Consider the following 23,683-nt stretch of genomic DNA (forward strand, 5'->3'; position numbering starts at 1 on the left):
ACCCGGGGCTGTCTTATATGGATCGGATTTGTCGATACAGCCTAGGACACCACGACCTCATTTGCCGCAAGCTCTGCGTGCATACCGCGCATGAGCTCTTCGCTCCGTCGTGCGGCATCCTTACGGTCTTCCGTGCGGATCGCCACGGGCGAGTACTCCACCACGGCGTCGATCGTCTTCAAGGTGAACAGCTTCATCATGTGCGGACCAAAGGACATATTGCCCCAGTAGGCGACCTTCTGCCGAACCGCGTCGCGTCCCTCACCCGGAATTGCATAGCGGACACAGCACGTCCAGATCTCCGCTTCAGCCCTTACCGGGGCCTCAAAGAGCGATGTACGGAAGGGGAGAATTTGCTCGCCATCCGAGCTTGTTCCCTCAGGGAAAAACAGCACCATCAATCCTTCTTCCATGCGCTCATGCATCTGCGCAGCCACACTGGCCGTCGCCATCCGGTTCTCACGATTCACGAAGATAGTGCCGGCAATGCGAGTCAGCCAGCCAAAGACCGGCCAGTCTTTTACCTCTGCCTTTGAGACGAAGACGGTCGGCACAATCGAGCCCAGCACCAGCACATCGATATAGCCCATGTGGTTGCTTACAAGCAACCCGTGCCGCGCCGGCTCGCCGACAATGTGCACTCGCACACCGGCCATACGCACGACGAAGCGGCTCCACTTGCACATCCAGACCGCCCTGCCCCGCGCCGACTTATCCCTTTGCAGCGCCGCTTCGGTCAGCGCCACCACCGTCATTCCTGCCAGAAACAACAGACGCCGCAGCGCCCGCAATACACCTGTCAACTCTCTTGTCCCTTCATCCAAACAGCCGTGCAGCCATTCTAGGATGAAGCCGTTCCAAATCCATAAGGGTAAGAAAATCGATGGTGCGGAACTCCCGGTCGATCGCCGGTTCTCCGCAGATACGCGCCCCCAACGCCAGGTAGCTGCGCAACAGCTTGGGAGGCTGCTTTACCTCCGCCTCATCTCCAGCGCGTTCCATGCGGAGCGCCTCAAGAGGAAGCGTCCGGAGCTGCTCTTCCACCTGGTACTCCTTCAGTCCGCGAAACACGCTCCAGCCTTCGGCCGCATCCTGCGAGTTGAGCGAGCAGCAGCCGATCAACCAGCGTGCATCGTGCTCTTTCGCGTAGAGGGCAATCGCCTTCCACAACAGGTTCAAGACCTCGGGAGAGCGATGATCGCGATGGATGCAGGCCCTGCCGAGCTCGATCGTCCGCTCCCGCAGTGCTTCATAGGGGCTGAGGTCAAACTCCTGCGCGCTGTAATAACCATGGGCCTGCAGAGCGCGTAAACCTGTCTGCAGCCGATAGGTGCCGATCACTGATCCGCACTCGATGCGCTCCACAATGATGTGATCGCATACGTCATCGAAACGGTCACGATCGTGGCCGGTGGCAAAGGCCTCTTCGCTTCCTTCATTCAGCTCCAGGTTGAAGACCACAAACCGCAGTCGATATACCGCCAACCTATCGGCCTCCGTTACTGCCAGCCTTGCCCGGTAGGGCCCTGCCTGCAACACAGCCTCGCCCGGCGCCCATACAACCGGCTGCAAAGAAACCGGAGTCCGAACCGCAGTTGCCATCTTCACCTCGCCCTGATTGCTGCGTGAAGAGTGACACCGTTCCGCGAAGAACCTGCAAACCTACGGTCAACATCTGGTTCAGATCGTGTAAATACACTGCAAATATGAAAAGCGGAAGAGTCCATGGGACTCTCCCGCTACCTGACGCACAATTTGTTGGATCTACGGACGATAGGGCGGCACCGGGTCCGCGCTACGCACCCAGGCTGTATAGATCATGTCCCGCAGCTCTGTCGCTCCCGCCGCCAGACGCTCGTCAATGAAGCTCCTCGCTTCAGGTGTGCCGGAGCCCATAAAACCACCCGCCTTCTCCAACTGATAGGTCTTCTCGACCATGGTCTGCGAGTGCCGCAGGTATCCTACGTAGTCGTCGAAGACATCGCCCAGCAGCTTCGGTTCCTTATTGACCAGCGGAGAGACCTCCGCGATCTTGATATTCGCCTTAACGTAGGTGCTCTCCATCAAGCCATGGATCTTGTGCTCGGTGGTGTAGCCGTTCGGATTCGGCCCGGTCCAGCCGTTGTACTGAATCGACGTGTGGTGCGGGTTCGATCCATCGCCGACATAATGTCCCAGCCAGCCGGCGTAGAACAGGATTGCGGCCTCGACCGGTTTTGTATCCTTCTTCTCGGCCGACAGAGTGCGGTAGGCTCGCATCGCTGCCTTCAGCCGCTCCCAGACTTCGGTGGTTACGTACGGCTGCAGACCAACCTTTTCGGGAGTGAGCTGAATGTCGGGATGCTTCGGCTGCGCCGCAGCCAGTCCGCGGATAAAGTCATAGCGTTTACGCGGCAGTGGCCCGGCCAAATCAGCCCACTCCATGTCCATGAAGTGCTCAGGCGCCTGCGCGGCGTTCAGCTCGGGTTCGGTAGAGTCGCGCCAGCGATCCGGCTCAGGCCCCAGGTATTCCACCTCATTGATCGCCTCGGGCGTCTTCAGAAATGCCGGAACATCGGCCGGCAGGGCCTGCATCGCCAAGCGGTTAATCATCATGTGGCCTTCCAGCCCCCATCCATACGTCGGCGGAGCTGCCATTAAAGGCAGCAGCGCCACAGCCGCGCCAAAGCGCACCAAGGTCCGCAATCTTTGCATGGCGACGAGTATATCTGCCTGCATACGGCTCCGAAAGACCCGGGATCTGTCAACAAAATCCCGGCATTTTTCCGCCAACTGAAAATTCACGAAAACCCGCGCCGTTCCAGTGCAGAATTGATATCCTAGAGGTTGTTATGCCGACTAAAAAAGAGCTCCTGACCAACCCCATCCAGCACATCGACATCAAGCAGCACAACGTCGTTCCGCTGGTCGATGCCATGGCAAACATGGCTTATTCGTCGCGTGACCTCAACCGCGCCGCCAAGATCTACGAGATGATGCTGCAGGACAAGGACTGCGGCGTGATCCTCTGCCTCGCCGGATCCCTCATCTCCGCCGGCCTGAAGCAGATCTTCGTCGACCTGATCCGCAACAACATGGTCGACGCCATTGTCTCCACCGGCGCCAACATCGTCGATCAGGACTTCTTCGAAGCCCTCGGCTTCAAGCACTGGATCGCCGGCGAAGAGTACAAGTACGGCGCTCACGATGCGGATCTCCGCGATCTGGCCATCGACCGTATCTACGACACCTTCATCGACGAAGACGAGCTCCGCATCTGCGACGACACTACCAAGATCATCGCCGACTCGCTCGAGCCGCGCGCCTACTCTTCGCGTGAGTTTATCCACGCCATGGGCGCCTACCTGGTGAAGAACGGTAAGACCCCGGCAAATGGCGGAGCCGACTCGATCGTGCTCGCGGCCTATGAGAAGAACGTGCCGATCTTCTGCCCCGCCTTCTCCGACTGCTCGGCCGGTTTCGGCCTGGTCGCTCACCAGCACCAACGTACCGCCGCCGGCAAGCAGGTGGTTGCCATCGACTCAGCCAAGGACTTCTACGAGCTGACCAAAATCAAGCTCGAGAACCCCGTAACCGGCCTGCTGATGGTTGGCGGCGGCGTTCCCAAGAACTTCGCCCAGGACATCGTCGTGGCTGCTGAAGTTCTGCTTGGCGATGATGCCGATGTGGCCATGCACAAGTACGCCATCCAGATTACCGTTGCCGATTCTCGCGACGGCGCCCTCTCCGGCTCCACGCTGAAGGAAGCTTCGAGCTGGGGCAAGGTCGACCTGGCCTGGGAGCAGATGGTTTACGCCGAGGCCACCATGGCTCTGCCGCTCATCACCGGCTATGCCTTCCACAAAAAGGCCCACGCCGCCCGCACCGGCAAGAACTTCGCCACCATGCTCGAGCCGGTTACCGCGTAAAATCCACATCAAGAAGAAAGGCCGGGCATATGCCCGGCCTTTTTTACTTCTTATCGCCAAACAGGGTTTGAAGGGCGTTCTTCTTATCTTGACGCTCGTTCGACCACAGCCATTTTCGGTACCCGCCCCACGCCATGACACATAGAAGTGTGGCAAGAAGCAGCACAGAACCTACGCTCTGAAGAAAGTGCAAAGGATTACCGGCAATCTTTCTTTCCGGTGTCGGCAATCCCGGCGATCATCCACGTCCCGTCCTTCTTCACCATGTTGAAGAGGTCGGTTCCGCAGTGGTCGACCTTCCCATCGACATAAAAGTCGAACGGAGCCCAGACAACCGCAAGATCATTGTCGATACGAATCAGCGGGTCATGGATCTTTTCTTCGATTTTTGTTGTTCCAGGCTTACTCACGCGCTCGGCGAACTGCTCGATCGTCATCTGGCCGGGCTTGCCGTTGCGCATTAGCACCAGCGATCCACCAGGCAGAAACGGCGCCTTCATCGACGAAGCATCCCGCGCCGAGAGCCCGGCAAAGAACGCCTGTATGGGGGCCAGCACCGCATCGTCCTCCGGCGTGCCCGCCACCGCAGCCGAAGTCACCAGTAGACCTGCACAGAACAATGCAATCTTCTTCATGGCTGCCGATTCTAGAGCATTTGCCGTTCGCGAGGCACGCCAAAGATTACATCATGGTGATAACTGGCCGGCAATCGCTTGCTAAGGTCATCCGCAAGAGGGATAGAAAGAGTTCCCGGCACGTGTCAGTTTCCACCTCGCGGAGGGGTACCGATGCACGATCTGATTATCGCAGTTGCTCTCGCTACCATGCTGTTTGCTCCCTGCCTTATCACCTTCAGCTCTAACAACGACGATCCTCAAGACACCGGGATGAAATAGGCCGCAAGTATCTTGCGCCTGTGGCGCTACGCCTGTACTCTTTCCCCGTGCCACGCATCCTCATCATTGACGATGAAGACGACATCCGGGAGGTCGCCTCGCTCGCCCTCGAAGCTACGGCCGGATGGGAGATTCTTACTGCCTCCAACGGGCGGGAAGGCATCCAGCGCGCCGCGCAGGAAAAGCCCGACGCCATCCTCATGGACGTGATGATGCCGGGCATGGACGGTCCTACAACCTTCAAGGCGATGCAGGAGAATCCTCAGACTGCCGGCATTCCCGTCATCCTGCTTACGGCCAAGGTACAAGGCGTGGATCAACGCCGCTTCGCCGGCCTCGGTGTGACCGCAGTGCTCTTTAAGCCATTCGATCCCATGACCCTCGCCGACCAGATGGCCGAGGCTCTCGGCTGGTAGATATCGATGTCGACTGCCCAGGAAAAGACCTCTGTTCTGATTGCCGCGCTATGGCAGAAGAATCGACCGATTGTGGAAGAGCGTATCGCCGTGCTCGCCGCAGGCAATGCGGATCACACCGCAATGCTGGAAGCGGCGCACAAACTTTCCGGGGCGCTTGGCATGTATGGATTTCCCGAGGCGTCGGCAATCGCGTCACAGATCGAGTCTGCTTTGCGTAGCGGTGATATGGCTAAGATTCCTGAGCTTGTAATAGCACTGCGGGCTGCTATTCCGGCAAATTAGGAGTTATTCGAGCGAAGCTCGAATTGGGTGGGAGCCGTGGGCTTCAGTCCACGGTTTATCGGCACAACTGAGGCGGGCTTTTTCTGAGACCCAGGGCTCAAAGCCCATTTACTTTTTGTCCCTTATCAGCGGGCTGAAGCCCGCTGCTCCCACCAGGACCGACTTAGATCGTTACCGGATGCGCTCCATCTCACTGCCGGCCATCAGGAATGCGCCGATTCCCTTCAGGTCATCGGCTACCGTCTTCTCGTGGATGTAGTAATCGTAGGTTCCATCGCGATACGGTTTACCGCCCAGGCCTGAGACAGCCACGATGCCGGTCAAGCTGATAGTGCCATCGGGCAGAGTCTTAACAAATTCCCTCTGGATTCCCGCCCAGCCACGCACGGCAGAGGCCTGATACCGCTTCGGCACCCATCCCATACGTGCGCCCTTTGCCATGCCGTAAACGAACATGGACGAGGCGGAAGCCTCCACATAATTCCCATCCCACGATCCTTTATCCAGGACGTCCCACCAGACGCCGGTCTTCCGATCCTGCACCTTCTCCAGCGCGACAACGCAGTCGTTCAGATCTTTCACCAGAGCTGCCTGCTTGGGATGATCCTTCGGGAAGTACTCCAGCACATCCACCAACGCTACGACGTACCAGCCCATCGCGCGCGCCCAGAACTCCTTCGAGCGGCCTGTCTTCGAATCGGACCAGCGTTCCTTATGGCTCTCATCCCAGCCGTGATACATCAGTCCCGTCTTTGGATCGCGCAGGTGCTCATCCATCAGCAGGAACTGCTTCGCGATGTCATCCCACGCCGCCTTGTCATCGAAGGTCGCGGCATACATGGCATAGAAGGGCTCGGCCATGAAGGCGCCATCCAGCCACATCTGGTTCGGGTAAATCGCCTTGTGCCAGAAGCCACCGCTCGGCGTCCTCGGCTGCTCATCGAGCTGCGCACGGACGAAGCGAGCCACCGTCTCGTACTTCTTGTCCTTGGTCTCGCGGTAGAGCATCAAGGCGGCGCGGCCCATCTCCAGGTTGTCCAGCGAGCGCGCATCGGACTTGAAGCCCTTGATTGTTCCATCGTCGGTGATCAGCGCATCCACCGTCTGTTTCACGTAATCGAAGTACTTCTCATCGCTGGTCGCCTTCCACTCGGCCGTCAAGCCGTCCAGCATCGTGCCCTCTTCATACACCCAGCGCGGTGCGGGGTTCCGGCGGATCACCGCGTCTGCCATCTGGCGCGAAGGAGATACCTGTCCAAACGCCACTCCGGCGAGCAAAATCAGTGGTAAAGCAAGCTTCGAACCGTGTTTCATATACCTTGCCAGCATACAGGATTGGTCAGACCGATTTACAGACAGCACCTGCCCAAGCAGCCTCGGTGTAAAGGAAAATCGCGCCAGTGCAGAACTGCCTTCCATCCCGGACGGCATCTCTGTCATCCTTGCTTCTATGACCAACGTGTTAGCTGGCAAGCCTGCTCCGGAATCGATTCTCGTTAATGTCCCACGGCTCATTACGGCCTACTACACACAAAAGCCGGACGTCTCCAATCCCGCTCAGAAGGTCGCTTTCGGAACCAGTGGACATCGCGGTTCGAGCCTGCACTCCAGCTTCAACGAAGACCATATTCTCGCCATTACGCAGGCCATCTGCGAGTTCCGCAAGAACGAAGGCACCACCGGTCCTCTGTTCCTCGCGGCTGACACACATCCACTTTCCGATCCCGCATGGGCCTCTGCGCTTGAAGTGCTGACAGCCAATGGTGTGGAGACGATGATCGACTCCGAGCAGGGCTACACTCCCACCCCTGCTCTTTCACATGCCATCCTGGTCTACAACGCTGGTAAGACCTCTGGCCTTGCCGACGGCATTGTCATTACGCCATCGCATAATCCTCCCGAAGACGGCGGCTTCAAATACAACCCGCCTAGCGGAGGTCCAGCCGACACTACGGCTACAAAGTGGATTGAGAATCGTGCCAACGAGCTTCTGGCCTCCGGCCTCAAGGGTATTCAGCGTGTATCCCTGACAAAAGCCCTCGCCTCATCTACGACACACAAACACGACTTCGTCAGCGAATATGTCAACGATCTCGGTTCAGTGCTTGATCTTCGTTCGATCGCGTCCTCCGGTCTCATCTTTGCGGTCGATCCTCTCGGCGGTGCAGGTGTTGCCTACTGGCCGCGCATCGCGGAGAAGTTCAAGCTGCCGCTCACCGTACTCTCAGAGACCGTTGACCCGACCTTCCGTTTCATGACATGCGACTGGGACGGCAAGATTCGCATGGACTGCTCCTCTCCCTATGCCATGGCGTCGCTCATCGCCGGCAAAGACCGCTTCGATGTCACGTTTGCCTGCGATACGGATCACGACCGCCACGGCATCGTGACCAAGAGCTCGGGTCTGATGAATCCGAACCACTATCTCGCCGTTTCTATCCAGTACCTCTTCATGCACCGTCCCCAGTGGAGCGAGAAGGTTGGCATCGGTAAGACGCTGGTCTCTTCGTCAATGATCGATCGCGTTGCCGCGGGGCTCAAGCGGCCCATGCTCGAAGTACCAGTAGGTTTCAAATGGTTCGTCGACGGTCTGGTAAATGGCACGCTTGGCTTCGTCGGGGAAGAGTCTGCCGGCGCCAGCTTCCTGCGGCAGGACGGCTCAGTGTGGTCTACCGATAAGGACGGACTCATCCTCGGCCTGCTCGCGGCGGAAATGACCGTTCGTACAGGAAAGGATCCAGGACAGCTCTATGCCGAACTCACGGCGAAGTACGGCTCGCCGGTATATCAGCGCATTGACGCTCCCGCAAACCGCGAGCAGAAGGCGAAGCTCGGCAAACTGAATCCCTCGCAGGTCACCAGCAAAGAGCTTGCCGGTGAGCCCATCACGGCGGTTCTCACAGAAGCGCCCGGAAACAGGGCGGCCATCGGCGGTCTCAAGGTCACGACAGAGAACGGCTGGTTCGCCGCGCGTCCATCCGGCACAGAAGATGTCTACAAGATCTACGCGGAGAGCTTTAAAGGTGAATCACATCTGAAGCAGATTCAGCGCGAGGCGCAAGAGCTGGTGACCGCCGCCATCAGCTAGGTGTATCGACAAATTTGATAGAGTCCATGTACTGGGTGCCCCATTCATCGCAAATCACCCCAACGAACAAAGTTCGTCGGGGACCCCGATACGCGATGAGTGGGTGTATCGAGTGGCAGCTCGATCCGCTCTATTTGTCATTTCTGAGCGCAGGGGAGAAATCCCCTTCTCCACCCATACTTTTCTGTTCCGCTCCTAAGCGAGAACATCCCACCCATTGCTTCGCACTGGATGAGGCACCCAGAGTGTGGGCAAGTCGAAAGCTCGTACCAACCAGCAACCATTACTAGCAACTTCTCGACAATCCTCGACGAAACAGAATTGGCCGGGATTGTCATTTAGCATGAATCGTTTCAACTTCGCGATCAGGCCAGCCTCCCACGAATCTTCCACATCCAACTCTCCTATCGATAGGGGAACCATATCCGTCTCACACACGTATGCCCTTATGAATGCAAAGTTTCGGCACCTCAACGCGAACTTTCGACCGTTCGCTGTGGAAGAGCCTGGACTCCGCAGTTGCTTCAGCTACCATTAACGTTGAAGCTCGAGGAGAGTTTGTAAGTATGGCCACCGCTACTCCGGAAGCAGCCGCCGCCTGTACCCCCGTCGACCAGATCATCGCCGCGCTTCGCCGCGTAGAGGCTCTGGACGGCCTTGCAGAGGAAGACTATCTCTGGCTCGCCGAGAACGGCACGGAGCAAAAGCTCTCTGCTGGTCAGGAGGTCTTTCAGGAAGGCGATCCCGCTGACCGTATGACCATCCTGCTGAAGGGTGAGGTACACGTTCGCCGTCGCGAACGCGGATCGGTTGCGTTCTTTATCTCACGCGTGGGGCAGCTTTCAGGCCTTCTTCCCTACTCCCGCATGAAGACCTACGGCGGCACCGGTTGGGCTGTAGGCGATGTCTGGGGCCTGCACATCTATCGCCACCAGTTCGACGACATGCTTCGCGCGATCCCCGGAATGGGCCAGCGTTGCGTCTCCACACTGCTGAATCGCGTTCGCGATGTCACGCGCATGGAGCAGCAATCCGAAAAGATCGCCGCACTTGGAAAGCTTGCAGCGAATCTTTCGCATGAGCTCAACAACCCAGCGTCTGCGGCGCAGCGCGCGGCTTCATCGCTCCTGGGAGAGCTACGCACCTACGGTGATTTGAAATATCAACTCGGCTCCCTCTGCCTGACCGAAGATCAGAAGGCTCAGTACCGTGAGTGGGTAACCCGTATGCGGACCAAATCGCCCACCGGCAGCCGGCCTGTGATCGCCCGCGACTCCATCGCCATCTCGGCCCGGGAAGACGACTTCGCTGCGTGGCTCACAGAGCACGAGGTCAGTGAGCCATGGAAATACGCTCCCGTGCTGGCGGAAACGACACTTGAAGTCTGCGATCTGGACAATCTGTCACATATTGGCGCCGAGGTGCTACCCATTGCCATCGGAACCATTTGCTCCGCGCTCAAGACCGAGCGTATGACGGAGACTGTCATCGACGCGACAGTCCGGATCTTCGACCTGATCTCTGCCATCAAGGACTATTCCTACATGGACCAGGCACCGATCCAGGAGATCGACCTGGCGGCGGCGCTGGACAACACCCTGGCCATGATGGCCTCGCGGTTGGGCCATGTGACGGTAGAGCGGGATTACGACCCCATGCTGCCCCATGTGCCTGCCTATGGCAGCGAGTTGAACCAGGTCTTTACCGCCCTGATCGAAAACGCCCTGGATGCCATGGAGGATCGCGGCACGCTACGGTTGCGCACCCGCACCTCCGGTCAGCTTGCGCTGGTCGAGATCTGGGACTCCGGCATTGGCATCCCGCCTGAGATGCAGTCGCGTATCTTTGAGCCCTTCTTCACCACCAAGGCTCCGGGAGAGGGTCTGGGATTGGGACTGGATACAGTGCAGCGTATCGTCTCCAAGCACTCCGGACACATTTCGGTGGAATCTCGCCCAGGCGCAACCTGCTTCCAAGTTCGCCTCCCGATCGAGCAAATGCAGGCATACTAAAGAAATACAAATAGATAAGGCCGCCTATTAGGCGGCCTTTCTTATCTTTGGAGGCAACGACTCAGCCGTGGTGAAGTTGGTGATGATGTTGCACGACCGAGCGGGCAAGTGCATAGAGAAACGCGCCGAAGACCATCGGCAAACCAGCTATCAGAAATAACAGAGAGTAGACGACAAGCTCTCCCTTTTTCGGTTGCGCCAAGCTGGAGTGGCGGAAAGAAGTATGAAGGGCAACGCCGAGGAGAATATTTACCAAACAATACAAAATGACGGTCCCAGATGACATAGAAGCTGAGTCCCCTTTCCATAGGGGTACACACTAGTACCTTGGTAATGCCTTCCGCAACAAATTTTTACCGGGCTGTATTGTGCCGCACTACCATTTTGGGACTTTTAGTGTTACTTCGAAACTTCAACGCCGCGCCAGAAAGCGATGTGATGTTTCACCTGGCGCGCAGCTGGTTTCGGGTCTGGATAGTACCAGGCAGCATCAGGGTTTTCCTGACCGTCGACTACAATGGTGTAGTAGCGAGCCTGGCCCTTCCAGGGGCAGCTCGAGGTCGTCGAGCTCGAACGTAGAAACTCACGCTTGACGGTCTCTTCCGGGAAATAGATGTTCCCCTCGACCGTTTCGAAATTGTCACTCTCGGCCAGAAGCTGGCCGTTCCATACTGCCTTCGCCATGAAAGCGTCCTAATCTTTTCAACAACTTACAGCGTACTCGGACCTTAGTCCCTGCCTATGTTGTATCAGGTTCGGCGCAAAAACGAAAGGCCGGGTAACCCGGCCTTTCGCATTGGCAACATGGCCCAGATCAGGCCTCTACCAGAGGACGCGTCTTCTCCGGGTTAGGCCGTTCCAGCTCCTTGGGCGCGGGCGCGTCGCCGATTCTCTTCTCGAAGTGGCATTCCGTTGCCGGTTTTGCAGCCTCTTCCCCGGCCTTTGCCTTCCGCTTCGGCAGGGCTTCCACATTGTTTGGGCAGACCAGGTAGACGCCGTCCTTGCGCTCGACCTCAAGCAGGTAGCTGGATTTGCACTTGGGGCACGGTCCCGGCACCAGCTTCTGGTTCGAGGTGAAATCGCACTTCGGATAGTTCGTGCAGCCATAGAAGGTGGTGTTACGGCGCGTCCGACGTTCGGCGATCTTGCCGCCGCACTTCGGGCAGGGCACGTCGAGCAGGTTCTGCTTGACGTACTTGCACTTCGGATATCCCGAGCAGGAGACAAACTCGCCGTAGGGTCCCTGGCGCTTAACCAGCTCATTCTTACCGCACTCCGGGCAGATCTCGCCCGTCGGCTCCGGTGGCTTCTGCTGGACCTTCTGGTTCAGCTTGCGGATGGTCTTACACGGCGGATCGGCGTTGTAGTCCGGGCAGCTCATGAACGGACCAAACGGGCCGTTCTTCAACACCATCTGCTTGCCGCAATTATCGCAGTACTCCTCTTCCTGCTCCGCATCCTGCGCATCGGGCGAGGCAAGATCGGGCTTGTCGGCGAAGTTCTCCTTCGTGAAGTCGCAGGAGAAAGGCTCGATGACGATCTTCTTGGCACGCTCAGACGCCTGCGCCAGGGCATCGCGAAGCTGAGTGTTATCCTCAACCTCTTCAGCGAAGGCTTCAGCATCATCCACCATACCCTTTACCGTCAGGGGATAGCCGAGCTTGGCGGTGATCTTCTTGATGGCTGCCTTCGGATCCTTCTTCACGCTCGAAACCGCGATCGACATCGGCTTCGCCTTTGAGAAGTTGGAACACGAGAAGAAGCTGCCGAACTTGCCCCACTTCAGAATCAGCGGAGATCCGCACTTCTCACAGACTTCCGTGGTCGGCTTCTCCCAGCGCTTGATCTCCTCCATGTTCTTCTCGGCAACTGAGAGCTCCTGCTCAAAGTGGTCGTAGAACCCCTTCAGAAGATCCGTCCACTTCTCCTTGCCGTCCTCGACATCGTCGAGCTCGGTTTCGAGTTGCGCCGTGTAGTCGTACTTGAAGATGTACGGGAAGTTCTTGACCAGAAGCTCGGTGACGACCATGCCGATCTCAGTCGGCACCAGCTTCGCCTTCAACTTCTTGACGTAGTCGCGCTCCTGAATCGTATTGATGATTGACGCGTAGGTAGAAGGACGGCCGATTCCGAGTTCCTCCAGCGTCTTCACCAGCGAAGCCTCATTGAACCGCGGCGGCGGATCGGTAAACTTCTGCTGCGGATCAAGCTTGTTCAGGTTCAACCCATCACCCTGATTCAGGGCCGGCAACCGGGTATCGGTGTCGTCGGAGTCCTCATCCTGCTTGCCCGCTTCATCCTGAGCCTTCTTCGCAACTGCTTGCGGAGCTTCATAGACCTTCAGGAAACCGTCAAACTTCAATACCGATCCGGAGACGCGGAAATCGTACGTTTTATCACTCTTCGCAGCGATATCGACCGTGGTCTGATCAAAGACCGCCGGCGTCATCTGGCTGGCCACAAAGCGATTCCAGATCAGCTTGTAGAGGCGGTATTGCTCGTCGGTCAGATACTTGCGAATCGACTCCGGCGTGTACTCAACGTGCGTCGGACGAATGGCTTCGTGCGCATCCTGCGCATCCTTCTTGCCCTTGAACTGATTCGGAGAGGAGGGCAGATACTGTGCACCCAGCTTCTTGCCGATGTAATCTCGCGCCTCGGTGATGGCATCCGGCGAGACACGCACCGAATCGGTACGCATGTAGGTAATGAGACCCACGGTGCCATCGCTGCCGACGTCGATGCCCTCGTACAGACGCTGAGCCACACCCATGGTGCGACGAACATTGAAGCCCAGACGCCCGGCAGCGTCCTGCTGCAGCTTGGAAGTCGTAAATGGCGCGGGCGCATTACGCCGCCGCTCCTTCTTCTCGACAGCACGAACCGACCACGTCGCTTTGTTCAAAGCCGCAATGGTAGCGTCCGTAATCTTCTGATCGGGCAGCGCATTCGACAGGAACTGCGCCTTGCCTTCCTTATCCTTGCCGTTGGCGACTCGCGCCGGTTCTCCATCGATACCGACCAACCGTGCAATGAAGCTTTGCTTACCGGACTTCGGCGTCAGCTCGGCATCAATGGTCCAGTACTCCACTGGCTGGAATGCATTGATCTCGCGCTCGCGCTCCACGATCAGCCGTAGCGCCACGGTTTGCACACGACCGGCGGAGAGTCCGCGCTTCACCTTGTCCCACAGCAGCGGAGAGATCTGGTATCCCACCAGCCGATCCAGGACGCGGCGCGTCGTCTGCGCATCGACGAGATGCTCATCAATGTCGCGGGCATGCTGGAAAGCAGCCTTTACAGCCTTGGGGGTGATCTCGTTGAAGGTGACACGCTGCACCTGCTTGCCGCGCGCGGCAGGCGAGATCTGCATCTTCAGATGGGCAGCAATCGCCTCGCCCTCACGGTCGGGGTCAGGCGCGAGGTATACAGCATCAGCCTTGGAGGCGAGCTTTTTCAGGCGGTCAACGACCTTCTCCTTGCCCGGAGAGACGATCAGCGTCGGCTCAAAGGTACGTTTCTTGAGCTCTACCCCGATATCGTTCTTCGGCAGGTCCATGATGTGGCCAATTGAAGCCTCCACCGTGTAGTCGTTGCCAAGATATTTTCCGATTGTCTTTGCCTTCGCCGGGCTTTCGACAATCACCAGTGACTTCGCCATGGGTCTTCCTTCTGCGCTTCCAAACCGGCCGCCGCAGGTGGCAGCCTACTCGCTCTTAATACTGTTGGAGAACCTAACACGCCTCCCGGCCCCGCGGTCAACTACGGAGCATGGCTGCTTCGACGCGCTGCAACACAAAACGTAACGAAAACGGGAAAGGTTTCACACCATCACACGGACGTAGTTTTTGCCCGGTAACTGCCGTACCTGCCCTGCAAGTTCCAGTTCGAAGAGCGCCGCAAAGATCTCGGCCGCCCCCATCGAACCTTCCAGTTTCTCAATCAACTCATCGAGTTGGACGGCACTATCCATGGCGAGAGCACTAAGCACCTGCCGCTCCTGCTCTCCCATCCCCGCCGTGTTCTCGGGGAATAGAGATGCGGTTCCTCCCGGTGAGGATTCATCTCCGGCCGTAAGCTGGGCCCGGACGTCGCTTGGCAGGTCCTCCCAAATGTCTTCCCATGTTGCAGTTAGCCGGGCTCCCTGCCTGATCAGCGTATTCGGACCCCAGGCGTTCTTGTTGGTCACATTTCCGGGTACCGCGTAGATGTCTCTCCCCTGTTCCAGCGCGCATCGGGCTGTCACCCGGGTGCCGGAATACTCTCCGGCCTCCACCACCAGCACTCCCACCGACATGCCGCTGATGATTCGGTTTCTCACCGGGAAGTTCTGCGGAGCCGGAAAGGTTCCGAGCGGAAACTCGCTTACGATGGCCCCGCCTTTGAGCAGGATCTCTTCTGCAAGCTTCTTGTTTTCTTTAGGATAGATCACGTCGACGCCTGTTCCCCAGACAGCAACGGTCTTTCCCCCTGCCGCCAGTGCCCCTTTGTGGGCGGCGGTATCGATGCCCCGGGCCATGCCGCTCTGGATGACGAGGCCACGCGCGGCAAGATCACGCGCCAGCAGTTCCGCCATTCCCTGGCCGTAGGCCGAAGGATGCCGTGTGCCGACCACCGCGATTCCGGGCAGGTTCAGGATTGCCGGGTCACCCCGCAGCCACAGGACTGCCGGTGGGTCATAAATCTGTCGTAGACGCTCGGGATAGGCCGCATCCTCCGGGGTCAGAAAGGACACTCCGGCTTCCTCAGCCTTTCGGGCTTCGTCTTCCGCAGCGGCAAGCGCACGGCCATCGGCGACAAACTGTGCCGCCGCAGCGGGCAGTCCCAGCCCTTCCAATTCAGTAAGCGGCAAGGTCAGCAGGCTCGCGGCGTCTCCCAGACGCTGCATCGTACGCCAGCTGCGAATCGCACCCATGCCGGGGGAAAGGATAAGCGCCATCCATGCCAGACGCGCGTCGTTGGTGCACGCATTCATTTTGCTGCTCGGCTCCTGCACTGTTGATGTGTAGCAACCTTACACCATGCGAAAAACATGAGGCCCAAACAGGACCGCCGCTGGACAGCGATTGAGTAGACTTGAAAGAGTGGCACGTTTACGTATTTCAGCGATCGGTTTTCTGAACCCTGCTCCTCTGCTCTACGACTTTGAGCACTCTCCCAAACGCGAAGCTCTCGCGGGACGGTATGACATTCATTACACACTGCCGTCGAACTGCGCCCGTGAGCTGGCGGAGGGCGAAGCCGATCTGGGACTGATTCCCATTGCAGCGCTTGCGACCATACCGGATCTTCTCATCGTTCCTGGCTGCACGATCGCCTCGCTGCAACGCGTCCGCTCCATTCAGATCGTAAGCCGCGTTCCTCTGGATCAGATCCGAACGCTCGCGGCAGATACTTCGTCCCGCTCCTCCGTGGCCTACGCAAACGTGCTGTTCCGCCATTTCCTGGGAACCGATCCGGAGTTCCGGCCGCATGCTCCGCTGGTGGACACCATGCTTGAACACGCCGACGCCGCCTTGCTGATCGGCGATCCGGCGCTTATCGCCAGCGAATCGCACCCGGCTATCGAGATGCGCGCCGGTCAGCGACTCTACTGGTACGACGTCGCCGAAGAGTGGACGACGCGCACCGGCCTGCCCTGGGTCGCCGCCATCTGGGCTCTGCGCCCGGAGGCCTTGGCGCAGACGGATGCCGCACTGCTGATCGATGATCTGAACGCCTCCCGCGACGCCGGTCTGGCACACATCGAGGATCTTGTAAGCCATTGGAAGAAGCGCATCCCCGTCTCTCCCCAGATCATTCGCACCTACCTCACGGAAAACATCCACTATGTCCTCGATGAGCGGTGTGTCACAGCGATGAAGCACTTCTTCGATCTTGCAGCGGCAACCGGAGCCATTCCGCAGGCTCCGGAACTGCGATTTGTTGAATAAAAACTTTTCATCCGGCGACAAGAACTTTGCAACACAACTCCGCGTCCTAGCAGGATATGAGGCTCCAGGCCGTCCATTCCCGGCGCGGATTAGTGCAACTTGTAACCGGCATGGGTATGGCTGGGCTTTTTCTGCTGGCGGTTGTGGACTCATCGTTCATTCCCCTGCCTATTCCCGGCGCCACCGACATTCTGCTGGTCATTCTGGCGGCACGGCATCATGCGTGGTTATGGATCACGATCGTGGCTACGGCGGGCTCTCTGGTCGGCGGCAGCATGACCTACCACCTGGGCAAGGCAGGTGGCATGCATACGCTTGAAAAGCGTGTCCCGCAGCGCTATCTGGAACGCATCACCCGATGGACAGCCAAACACGGACTTCTTGCAGTGTCCCTGCCTGCGATTCTTCCTCCGCCCGCGCCGTTGACGCCGTTCCTGTTGGCTGCGGGCGCTCTCCAGGTTCCACGGAAGAAGTTCTATGCTGCCTTTGGTATCAGCCGTCTAATACGTCATGGCGCAGCGGCTTGGCTGGGCTATCGCTATGGCCGCTCCATCCTGAGAGGATGGACGCACTTCTCAAACGAGTGGTCGACGCCGTTGCTGATTGTGCTGTGGGGAGCACTGATCGCTGCCTGCGCCTGGGGGATCTATCGCCTGGTAAAACGAGAACGCGGAGAGGCGCGTCAGCGCCTCTCCGCGTGAGCAAGGATTTCAGATCTACTTCCCTTTGTAAGGCTTCTTCAGGTATTTGCGGGCTTCGTCAGCCTGACTCTGATCCCCGACCGGTGCCGAGGCCAGTTGGTACTGACGCACGGCTTCGTCGCGCCGACCCAGAAGATCAAGCATCTGGCCCGCATTCAGTTGCGCACGCTTCTTGACCCAGTCACTTGCTGCTGGAGCCGAAGCCGCGGCAAGGTAGTGATCTGCAGCGTCAGGAATCAAGTGCTGTCCGCGTTCCGCTTCCGCCAGGCCATAGTAGGCCATATGCAGCCTGGGCTCGATGAAGTATCCGTTCTTGTGCGCATCCGCAATGACCGCCCGATAGGACTCGACCGCGCGCATGCCGGTCCCGCCATCCTTCAAAAGATTCGCCTCTTCCAGGCGGAAGAGGTAATCGTGCGGATATTGCGCTACCAGTGTCTGCGTTACACCCAGGGCTTCAGCGTATCGTCCATCGTGCCGCAGAAACAGGCTGAGCGCCGTACGAGACTCCACGCTGGTCACGGTTCCGTGGGCAGCACAGTCCCGCAGCAGGACCAGTCCCTTTTCCTTATTGCCGCCTACGCCGAAGATTCCGACCATGATGCGAACCAGTCTGGGCAGGCTGGCGACAGCGAACTGTTGAATTCCCATCGCCATCTTCGCGTCCACATAGTCAGGATCGATCTTCAACACCTCTTCCGAATCGGTACGGGAGGACAGACCTTCCTTTGCGGCCTTCGAAAAAGAATGGTCCACCAGGGTGGCGAAGGACGCATGCATGCCCTTGGCATATCCACGGGCGAACAAAGCATCTTTGTCTTTTGGATCGACCTTCAGGCGGCGCTCAGCAAGATCGATTGCTTTGTTTGTCAGCTCTTCGATCCGCTGGCGCGCAGCGGGGCTGACATTCGTCTCGCGCTTGTTGAAGATAAAGCTGTCGTGGGCGTAGTAGGTGGTATCCAGCAGATCCTGCCGGTAGAGTTCGCGATAGAGCGTGACCAGGAGCTGATACCCCACCGCCATGGGATCATCGGGATGCGCAGTCTCCACCCGGTCAAAACGCTGGAGCGCGCCGTCGTAATCCAGGTCGTAAAAACGCGCAAACCCTTCCCGGACTATAGGATCCAGATTCAGGGGATTGGTATGGTGTGCCTGTGCCCACACCGGCTGCGTGATCGACAGAATCCCTGCCGCCACTACACTCGCTACAACATTTCGTACCTTCATCAGACTCCATCTCACCATCAATCACGTCTTTTGTCTTGACCACTTGCCAAGGGCGACCTAGCGTAGGGTCACTGCAGTATTTGTAATTGGACGCTTCTCCTGTCTTTATGACTCGGTACGAACTGTTGACTTTGCTTGTGGGAAAGGCCCATGCCAATGGCTTTCCCTTCCGGAAGTGGTACGTTAGCCGCCTTGGTCTGCCCTGGACCAGTGGCGAAGACGCTATCGCCACGCTCTGTGAGCAGCGCCGTTACTACGCCCTGCTTTTTTCTCATGAGTTCGCGCATGCCTTCTGGAAGCCGGGCGAGCCCATCACCTTCCAGGTGCCATCACAAAGCTTTCAACGGCGCATGGCAGACGGCACCATTGGAACCGTCATCCGCAAGCCTTATACACGCCGTTCGGCGCGCACGGATGCGTGGAAGTACCATCTCCGTGAGATGGCTTCAGCAGAGGAGCCCCTGCGCTACATGCGCCGTTACCTGAACATCGAAGAAGAGTTCGACGAGGCCTAGAGCATTTTCCCTGTTGCTGGGTACCCGGAAGGGGGCGTGCGGCGTTTTCATTACGGAAAACGCCCATAGATGCGGAGGCTCTGGACTACACCTAGGGGGGAAATGCTCTAGGTCTACTTCAGCGAAGCTAACGCCTTCTCTGCCGCCTTTTTGGTCTTTGGCTCGGCATCGGCTTTCAACACAGCCTCAAAGTGTTGCCGCGCTTCGTCCTTTTTGCCCAGCTTCAGCGCCATCTCCGCGGCGCCGAGGTGCGCATCCGGATCGTCGGCGAACTGGTCTAGCGCGTCGATGTAGCGGTTATAGGCGCCCTGGATATTTCCATCCTTGCGGTAGAAATCCGCGACCTTCAGGTCTTCATCGAAGCGCTGTTCGGGGGTCTGTTTCTTCGTAATCTCACCCCGGCTGCCCAGATCCTTCAACTTCACACCTGTCGGAGTTGCTGGACCGGCGTCCTCATCCTCAGGGGCCTTCGACTCATCGCCCGGATTGCCACCGTTCGACGACGAAGAAGAGCTGGAGGACGACGAAGAGGAGGAATTTCCCGCGGGGTCATTCGTAGCCGGGGCATCTTCGCCCGGAAACGGGAAGCTCTTTTTGGCATCGGCCGGCGTTACTGGCTTCTGCGCAGAAGGAGCATCGGCCTCAGACTTTGGTTCCCGGGTCGTGTCGTTTCCTTTGGCCGCATCCGCCTCGGGTTTTGGTTCCTGTGGCGTGTCCTTTCCTTCGGCTGCCTTCCGTGACTCTTCTTCAGGAAACGGGAATGCCTGTTTTACCTGCTGCGGGGTCTGCGGATCGCCCGTCTTCGCTTTTGGATCGTCGCAGGCCACGGTTTTCCCTGCCGCATCCTGGCAAGGCTTCGCGGGCTGCTGTTGCTGCGACCAGCAGAGACCACTCAACATCATGACTGAACTCAAAACCAGCCAACGCATATGTCGTATTAGACGCCGTGACCGGTGGCGCCGCCAACCCACGTCACTCATTTGTTCACAGCCGTTCCGTGCTACTCTCTCCCCACAGGGATACACCCATACACAACCTATGCCAGCAACTCTCGTCATCCGCTCCAGTGCCATTCACGCAGCCGGCTGCTATACCACGACGCCTATCCGCAAGGGTGCACGCATTGTTGAATATGACGGCCCGCGCATCACCAAGGATGTTGCCGACGAACGTTATGCCGACCGCTTTGTCACCTACCTGTTCGGCGTGGGCGATCGCAATACGGTGATCGATGGCTTTGGCGCGGCAATGTTTATCAATCACTCCTGCGACCCAAACTGCGAGACGCAGGAGATCGACGAGCGTGTCTTTGTCGTCGCGATCCGCAACATTGCTGCCGGCGAAGAGCTGACGTACGAGTACAACCTCTACGACTCCGACGAAGAGGACCAGCCCTGCTACTGCGGCGCCCCTGTCTGCCGCGGCACGATGTTCAGTGAAGAAGAGATCCGGCGCCGTAAGCGCATAGCCGCACGTACAGCAAAAGTCGGCCGGGCCTGAATTTTCATCATCGCGGGCGGCAGGATAATCCCGTACCCGCCTCTCCACACCCCACGCGGCGATACAATCAACGCCAGTAACAATGGCCTATCAGGTTCTTGCACGCAAGTATCGCCCTCTCCGTTTTGCCGACGTGGCCGGACAGGATCACGTCACCCGGACGCTCATCAATGCGCTGGAACAGCAGCGTATCGCGCATGGCTATATCTTTTCGGGCCATCGCGGCATCGGAAAAACCACCATCGCCCGCATTCTTGCGTCCGCGCTGAACTGCCGTAATGCCATCGGCTCAGCCGAGCGCCCAACTGCGGAGCCCTGCCTGAAGTGCGACTCCTGTATCGAAATCCGCCAGGGCAATGCCGTCGACGTGATCGAGATCGACGCCGCCACGAACCGCGGTATCGACGAGATTCGCGAGCTGCGCGATGCCGCCCGCTACCGTCCGGCGCGGGACCGCTACAAGATCTACATTCTCGATGAGGCGCACCAGATCACGGATGCCGCCTTCAATGCCCTGTTGAAGACGCTGGAGGAGCCACCTGACCACATCGTCTTCATGATGGCGACCACCGAGCCGGAGAACATTCCGCAGACCATCCGCTCACGCTGCCAGCACTTCAGCTTTCACGCGGTTCGTCATGACGACATTCTGGCCGAGCTGCGCGGCATCGCCCAGCAGGAAGATGTCGCTGCGGATGATGCTGCACTCGCCCTTCTGGCGGAAGCGGGCGACGGTTCCATGCGCGATGCACTGTCCATCATGGACCAGGCCATCGCCTCTGCCCCGATGGTGGACGGCAAGGCACAACTCGTCGCTACCCAGATTCGCGACCTGATGGGCAGCGTACCGAACACAGTCTTTGAAGAGATGCTCGAGGCCGTCAGCGCAAACCAATCTGCCGTGGTGATTCAGACGGCAGCCCGGCTGCTGGATGCCGGTAACTCCCCAACACAGATCTCCCGTCAGTTTGTGCGTTACCTGCGCAACTGCGTCGTCGCCAAGATCGCGAACCTGACCGAAGAGAACAATCAGAGCGACCTGCTGCAAATTTCGCAGGATGAGCGCCGTCGTGCCGCCCGCAGCTCCCAACTCTTCACCGAAGAAGAGCTGACGCGTTTTCTCCAGGTGATGCTGCGTACCTTTGACGATCTCGGTTTCCGGCAGGAACCTCGCTTCCATCTTGAGCTCGGTTTGCTGAAGCTGGTTCACCTGCAGCGGCTGCTGCCGGTCGAAGACCTGCTCAGCCAACTCCCTGCGCCGACCGGGACAAGCTCACGCCCGGCGACAGCGCCGCCGGTGCGACCCGCGACGCCTCCGCCGGCACGTCCCTCTGGTGGCCAGCCTGGAAGCTCTACCTCGGCTACATCCGCCGCTCCGGCAAAGCCCGCCTTCTCTCCCTTTGAAGCAGACCGCTCGCGCAAGACAGAGATGTCTTCGCGACTGACGCTGAATAACGTCATTCCTATTGATCAGACAGCCGGCAATCTCGCACTAGCTCCGGAGCCTGTGCTTCCGGCAGCCGCTCCCGTGCCAGAGGTCGCAGCCCCGATCATGGTCGCTGAGTCAGTGGTGGAGACAACGCCGGCGATTCCATTCACCGCGCCGGAACCGGTGGTGCCCTCCATCGCTGTATTCGCCGAGCCGATTGCTGAACCAGTGATGGCTCCTCCACCTGCTCCTGTCATGGCTCCGCCTGCACCCCCAATTGAGGTAGCGGTTCCGGCTCCTGCCCCGGTCGCTACAGCAGTGGCAACGCCAAGCCCAGCAGCAGGCCAGGCTGCAGGAGGCTATGACATCGCGGCATTGCAAAACGCCATTGTCAATGAGCTCTCCGCCAGCAAGGGCCACAGCTCCGCCGCCGATCAGATGGATGAGTCCACCTTCACCATCGAAGGCAACGAACTACGCGTCCAGACGACTCTCTCTGCTGGCATGCTGAAGCTGCTGATCAACGCAGAGGCGGAGAAGATCATCAAGACCTCGCTACGGCTGCAAGGAGCCGCAGACTTGAAACTGGTCCTGCTGCCCGGCTCCGCAGCCAATGCCGCAGCAAAGAAGGACCGGCCTGCAGCCGCAGGCTCCGTCAAGGCCGCAGCGATGGAGCATCCTATCGTGCAGCAGGCACAGAAGCTCTTCAACGCAGAGATCCGAACCGTCATCGACCTGCGCGAAAAATAGACCCTTAACCGATCGAAAAACCGTCCAACAACGTATGAACTTTTCCGACATCGCGAAGATGAAAGAGATGATGGGCCAGGCCCGTCAGATGCAGGAGCAGATGGAGCAGAAGCTCCGCCAGGCCGAGGTCGAAGCCTCCTCGGGCGGGGGAATGGTTACGGCTCGCATGAATGGCAAGAAAGAGCTGCTCTCTCTCAAAATCGATCCTACGGCCTTTTCCTCGGGCATGGGGGCGCCTGCCGATATTGAGCTGCTCGAAGACCTGATCAAGGCCGCCATCAATGAAGCCGGCCGCAAAGCCGACGAGATCATGAAACAGGGAGTTCAGTCAGCCCTTGGCGGTCTCAACATTCCCGGACTGACGTAATGGCCCGCTTCGCAGAACCCATGGCGCGGCTGATCGAAGAGTTGCGCAAGCTTCCCGGCATCGGTACCAAATCGGCCCAGCGGCTCGCCTTTCACATCCTGCGCTCCAGCACCACCGACGCCGAAGCTCTCTCAAAAGCGATTCTTCAGCTCAAGGCGAGCCTTCGCTTGTGCTCGCGCTGTAACAACATCACTGACGTTGATCCCTGCGCCATCTGCTCCAGCCCCACCCGCAACCAGCGGCTGGTCTGCGTCGTGGAGGAGCCAACCAACATCGGCGCGATCGAAAAGACGCGGACCTGGAACGGAGTTTTCCACGTCCTTCACGGCACGCTTTCTCCGGTGAACGGGATAGGCCCCGAGCAACTCCGAACCACCAACCTTTTCAACCGTTTATCCGATATAGAGGAAGTAATACTCGCACTCTCCCCTACGGTGGAAGGCGAGGCAACAAGCCACTATTTAGCGCAGGAAATCCACAAGCTGGCTCCCGCCCTTCCGGTCACCCGTATCGCCACCGGTGTTCCTGCGGGAAGCGATATTGAGTACGCCGACGAGATCACGCTGAGCCGCGCTCTCGACAACCGCCGTCAGCTTTAGAGATCACTTTGCGCGATCTTTCTTGGGAAGATAAGGCGGCCCCATGTCCCAAGGGGA

22 protein-coding genes are annotated in these 23,683 nt (G+C 58.6%); 12 read left to right on the plus strand and 10 right to left on the minus strand.

Annotated elements, in window-relative coordinates; all coding sequences use genetic code 11:
* Positions 1–41 precede the first annotated feature (41 nt).
* The 3 genes from OHL21_RS14620 to OHL21_RS14630 form a co-directional block, all read right to left on the minus strand.
* A complete protein-coding gene (locus OHL21_RS14620; protein WP_263418019.1) occupies positions 42–803 on the minus strand; it encodes a lysophospholipid acyltransferase family protein in 762 nt (253 codons plus the stop codon).
* 13 nt (positions 804–816) lie between these two features.
* A complete protein-coding gene (locus OHL21_RS14625; protein ID WP_263418020.1) occupies positions 817–1,602 on the minus strand; it encodes a GNAT family N-acetyltransferase in 786 nt (261 codons plus the stop codon).
* Positions 1,603–1,764: 162 nt separating this feature from the next.
* A complete protein-coding gene (locus OHL21_RS14630; protein WP_263418021.1) occupies positions 1,765–2,718 on the minus strand; it encodes a phospholipase C/P1 nuclease family protein in 954 nt (317 codons plus the stop codon).
* Between the two features lie 113 nt (positions 2,719–2,831).
* Here OHL21_RS14630 and OHL21_RS14635 point away from each other — a divergent pair, with 113 nt between their 5' ends.
* Positions 2,832–3,908, plus strand: a complete 1,077-nt coding sequence (locus OHL21_RS14635; protein WP_263418022.1) for a 1,9-bis(guanidino)-5-aza-nonane synthase — start codon at positions 2,832–2,834, stop codon at positions 3,906–3,908.
* 197 nt (positions 3,909–4,105) lie between these two features.
* On the opposite strand, the gene OHL21_RS14640 is transcribed toward OHL21_RS14635, so the two are convergent.
* On the minus strand, positions 4,106–4,543 hold the full coding sequence (locus tag OHL21_RS14640; protein WP_263418023.1) for a nuclear transport factor 2 family protein: 438 nt from the start codon (positions 4,541–4,543) through the stop codon (positions 4,106–4,108).
* Positions 4,544–4,851: 308 nt separating this feature from the next.
* On the opposite strand from OHL21_RS14640, the gene OHL21_RS14645 reads away from it, so the two are divergent.
* Positions 4,852–5,220 (plus strand): response regulator, encoded by a 369-nt coding sequence (locus OHL21_RS14645; RefSeq protein WP_263418049.1) that lies wholly within the window; start codon positions 4,852–4,854, stop codon positions 5,218–5,220.
* 6 nt (positions 5,221–5,226) lie between these two features.
* Complete coding sequence (locus OHL21_RS14650) at positions 5,227–5,505, plus strand: Hpt domain-containing protein (RefSeq protein ID WP_263418024.1); 279 nt, start codon at positions 5,227–5,229, stop codon at positions 5,503–5,505.
* 171 nt (positions 5,506–5,676) lie between these two features.
* Here the strand turns inward: OHL21_RS14650 and OHL21_RS14655 are convergent, their stop codons facing one another.
* Positions 5,677–6,819: a glycoside hydrolase family 88/105 protein gene (locus OHL21_RS14655; RefSeq protein ID WP_263418025.1), complete on the minus strand. Its 1,143-nt coding sequence runs from the start codon at positions 6,817–6,819 to the stop codon at positions 5,677–5,679.
* 136 nt (positions 6,820–6,955) lie between these two features.
* Between OHL21_RS14655 and pgm the strand changes: the two genes are divergently transcribed.
* Entirely contained in the window at positions 6,956–8,593 is a 1,638-nt protein-coding gene (pgm, locus tag OHL21_RS14660) for a phosphoglucomutase (alpha-D-glucose-1,6-bisphosphate-dependent) (protein ID WP_263418026.1), read from the plus strand.
* Positions 8,594–9,159: 566 nt separating this feature from the next.
* The gene (locus OHL21_RS14665) at positions 9,160–10,605 is read left to right on the plus strand and encodes a sensor histidine kinase (RefSeq protein WP_263418027.1); all 1,446 of its coding nucleotides are present in this window, start codon (positions 9,160–9,162) and stop codon (positions 10,603–10,605) included.
* Positions 10,606–11,004: 399 nt separating this feature from the next.
* Here the strand turns inward: OHL21_RS14665 and OHL21_RS14670 are convergent, their stop codons facing one another.
* The 3 genes from OHL21_RS14670 to dprA all read right to left on the minus strand — a co-directional run bounded on the left by OHL21_RS14670 (position 11,005) and on the right by dprA (position 15,580).
* Positions 11,005–11,289: a DUF427 domain-containing protein gene (locus OHL21_RS14670; RefSeq protein ID WP_263418028.1), complete on the minus strand. Its 285-nt coding sequence runs from the start codon at positions 11,287–11,289 to the stop codon at positions 11,005–11,007.
* A 130-nt stretch (positions 11,290–11,419) separates the two neighbouring features.
* Entirely contained in the window at positions 11,420–14,266 is a 2,847-nt protein-coding gene (gene topA / locus OHL21_RS14675) for a type I DNA topoisomerase (RefSeq protein ID WP_263418029.1), read from the minus strand.
* A 162-nt stretch (positions 14,267–14,428) separates the two neighbouring features.
* Entirely contained in the window at positions 14,429–15,580 is a 1,152-nt protein-coding gene (gene dprA, locus OHL21_RS14680; protein ID WP_263418030.1) for a DNA-processing protein DprA, read from the minus strand.
* 109 nt (positions 15,581–15,689) lie between these two features.
* Here dprA and OHL21_RS14685 point away from each other — a divergent pair, with 109 nt between their 5' ends.
* Complete coding sequence (locus tag OHL21_RS14685; protein WP_263418031.1) at positions 15,690–16,538, plus strand: menaquinone biosynthetic enzyme MqnA/MqnD family protein; 849 nt, start codon at positions 15,690–15,692, stop codon at positions 16,536–16,538.
* A gap of 92 nt (positions 16,539–16,630) precedes the next feature.
* A complete protein-coding gene (locus OHL21_RS14690; protein WP_263418032.1) occupies positions 16,631–17,239 on the plus strand; it encodes a YqaA family protein in 609 nt (202 codons plus the stop codon).
* 15 nt (positions 17,240–17,254) lie between these two features.
* Here OHL21_RS14690 and OHL21_RS14695 read toward each other — a convergent pair whose 3' ends face one another.
* Positions 17,255–18,466 (minus strand): tetratricopeptide repeat protein, encoded by a 1,212-nt coding sequence (locus OHL21_RS14695; RefSeq protein WP_263418033.1) that lies wholly within the window; start codon positions 18,464–18,466, stop codon positions 17,255–17,257.
* Positions 18,467–18,573: 107 nt separating this feature from the next.
* Here OHL21_RS14695 and OHL21_RS14700 point away from each other — a divergent pair, with 107 nt between their 5' ends.
* The gene (locus OHL21_RS14700) at positions 18,574–18,981 is read left to right on the plus strand and encodes a hypothetical protein (RefSeq protein WP_263418034.1); all 408 of its coding nucleotides are present in this window, start codon (positions 18,574–18,576) and stop codon (positions 18,979–18,981) included.
* Positions 18,982–19,094: 113 nt separating this feature from the next.
* On the opposite strand, the gene OHL21_RS14705 is transcribed toward OHL21_RS14700, so the two are convergent.
* Positions 19,095–19,883, minus strand: a complete 789-nt coding sequence (locus tag OHL21_RS14705) for a tetratricopeptide repeat protein (protein ID WP_263418035.1) — start codon at positions 19,881–19,883, stop codon at positions 19,095–19,097.
* A gap of 136 nt (positions 19,884–20,019) precedes the next feature.
* Between OHL21_RS14705 and OHL21_RS14710 the strand changes: the two genes are divergently transcribed.
* From OHL21_RS14710 to recR, 4 genes are all read left to right on the plus strand, one after another.
* Positions 20,020–20,481, plus strand: coding sequence for an SET domain-containing protein (locus tag OHL21_RS14710; RefSeq protein WP_263418036.1), 462 nt, complete (start codon positions 20,020–20,022; stop codon positions 20,479–20,481).
* A gap of 82 nt (positions 20,482–20,563) precedes the next feature.
* Positions 20,564–22,660 (plus strand): DNA polymerase III subunit gamma/tau, encoded by a 2,097-nt coding sequence (dnaX, locus tag OHL21_RS14715; RefSeq protein ID WP_263418037.1) that lies wholly within the window; start codon positions 20,564–20,566, stop codon positions 22,658–22,660.
* Between the two features lie 34 nt (positions 22,661–22,694).
* Positions 22,695–23,027, plus strand: coding sequence for a YbaB/EbfC family nucleoid-associated protein (locus OHL21_RS14720; protein ID WP_263418038.1), 333 nt, complete (start codon positions 22,695–22,697; stop codon positions 23,025–23,027).
* Positions 23,027–23,626 (plus strand): recombination mediator RecR, encoded by a 600-nt coding sequence (gene recR / locus OHL21_RS14725; RefSeq protein ID WP_263418039.1) that lies wholly within the window; start codon positions 23,027–23,029, stop codon positions 23,624–23,626. Before OHL21_RS14720 ends, recR begins: the two co-directional genes overlap by 1 nt.
* Positions 23,627–23,683 lie beyond the last annotated feature (57 nt).

Source organism: Terriglobus albidus, assembly GCF_025685425.1.
Lineage (GTDB): Bacteria > Acidobacteriota > Terriglobia > Terriglobales > Acidobacteriaceae > Terriglobus > Terriglobus albidus.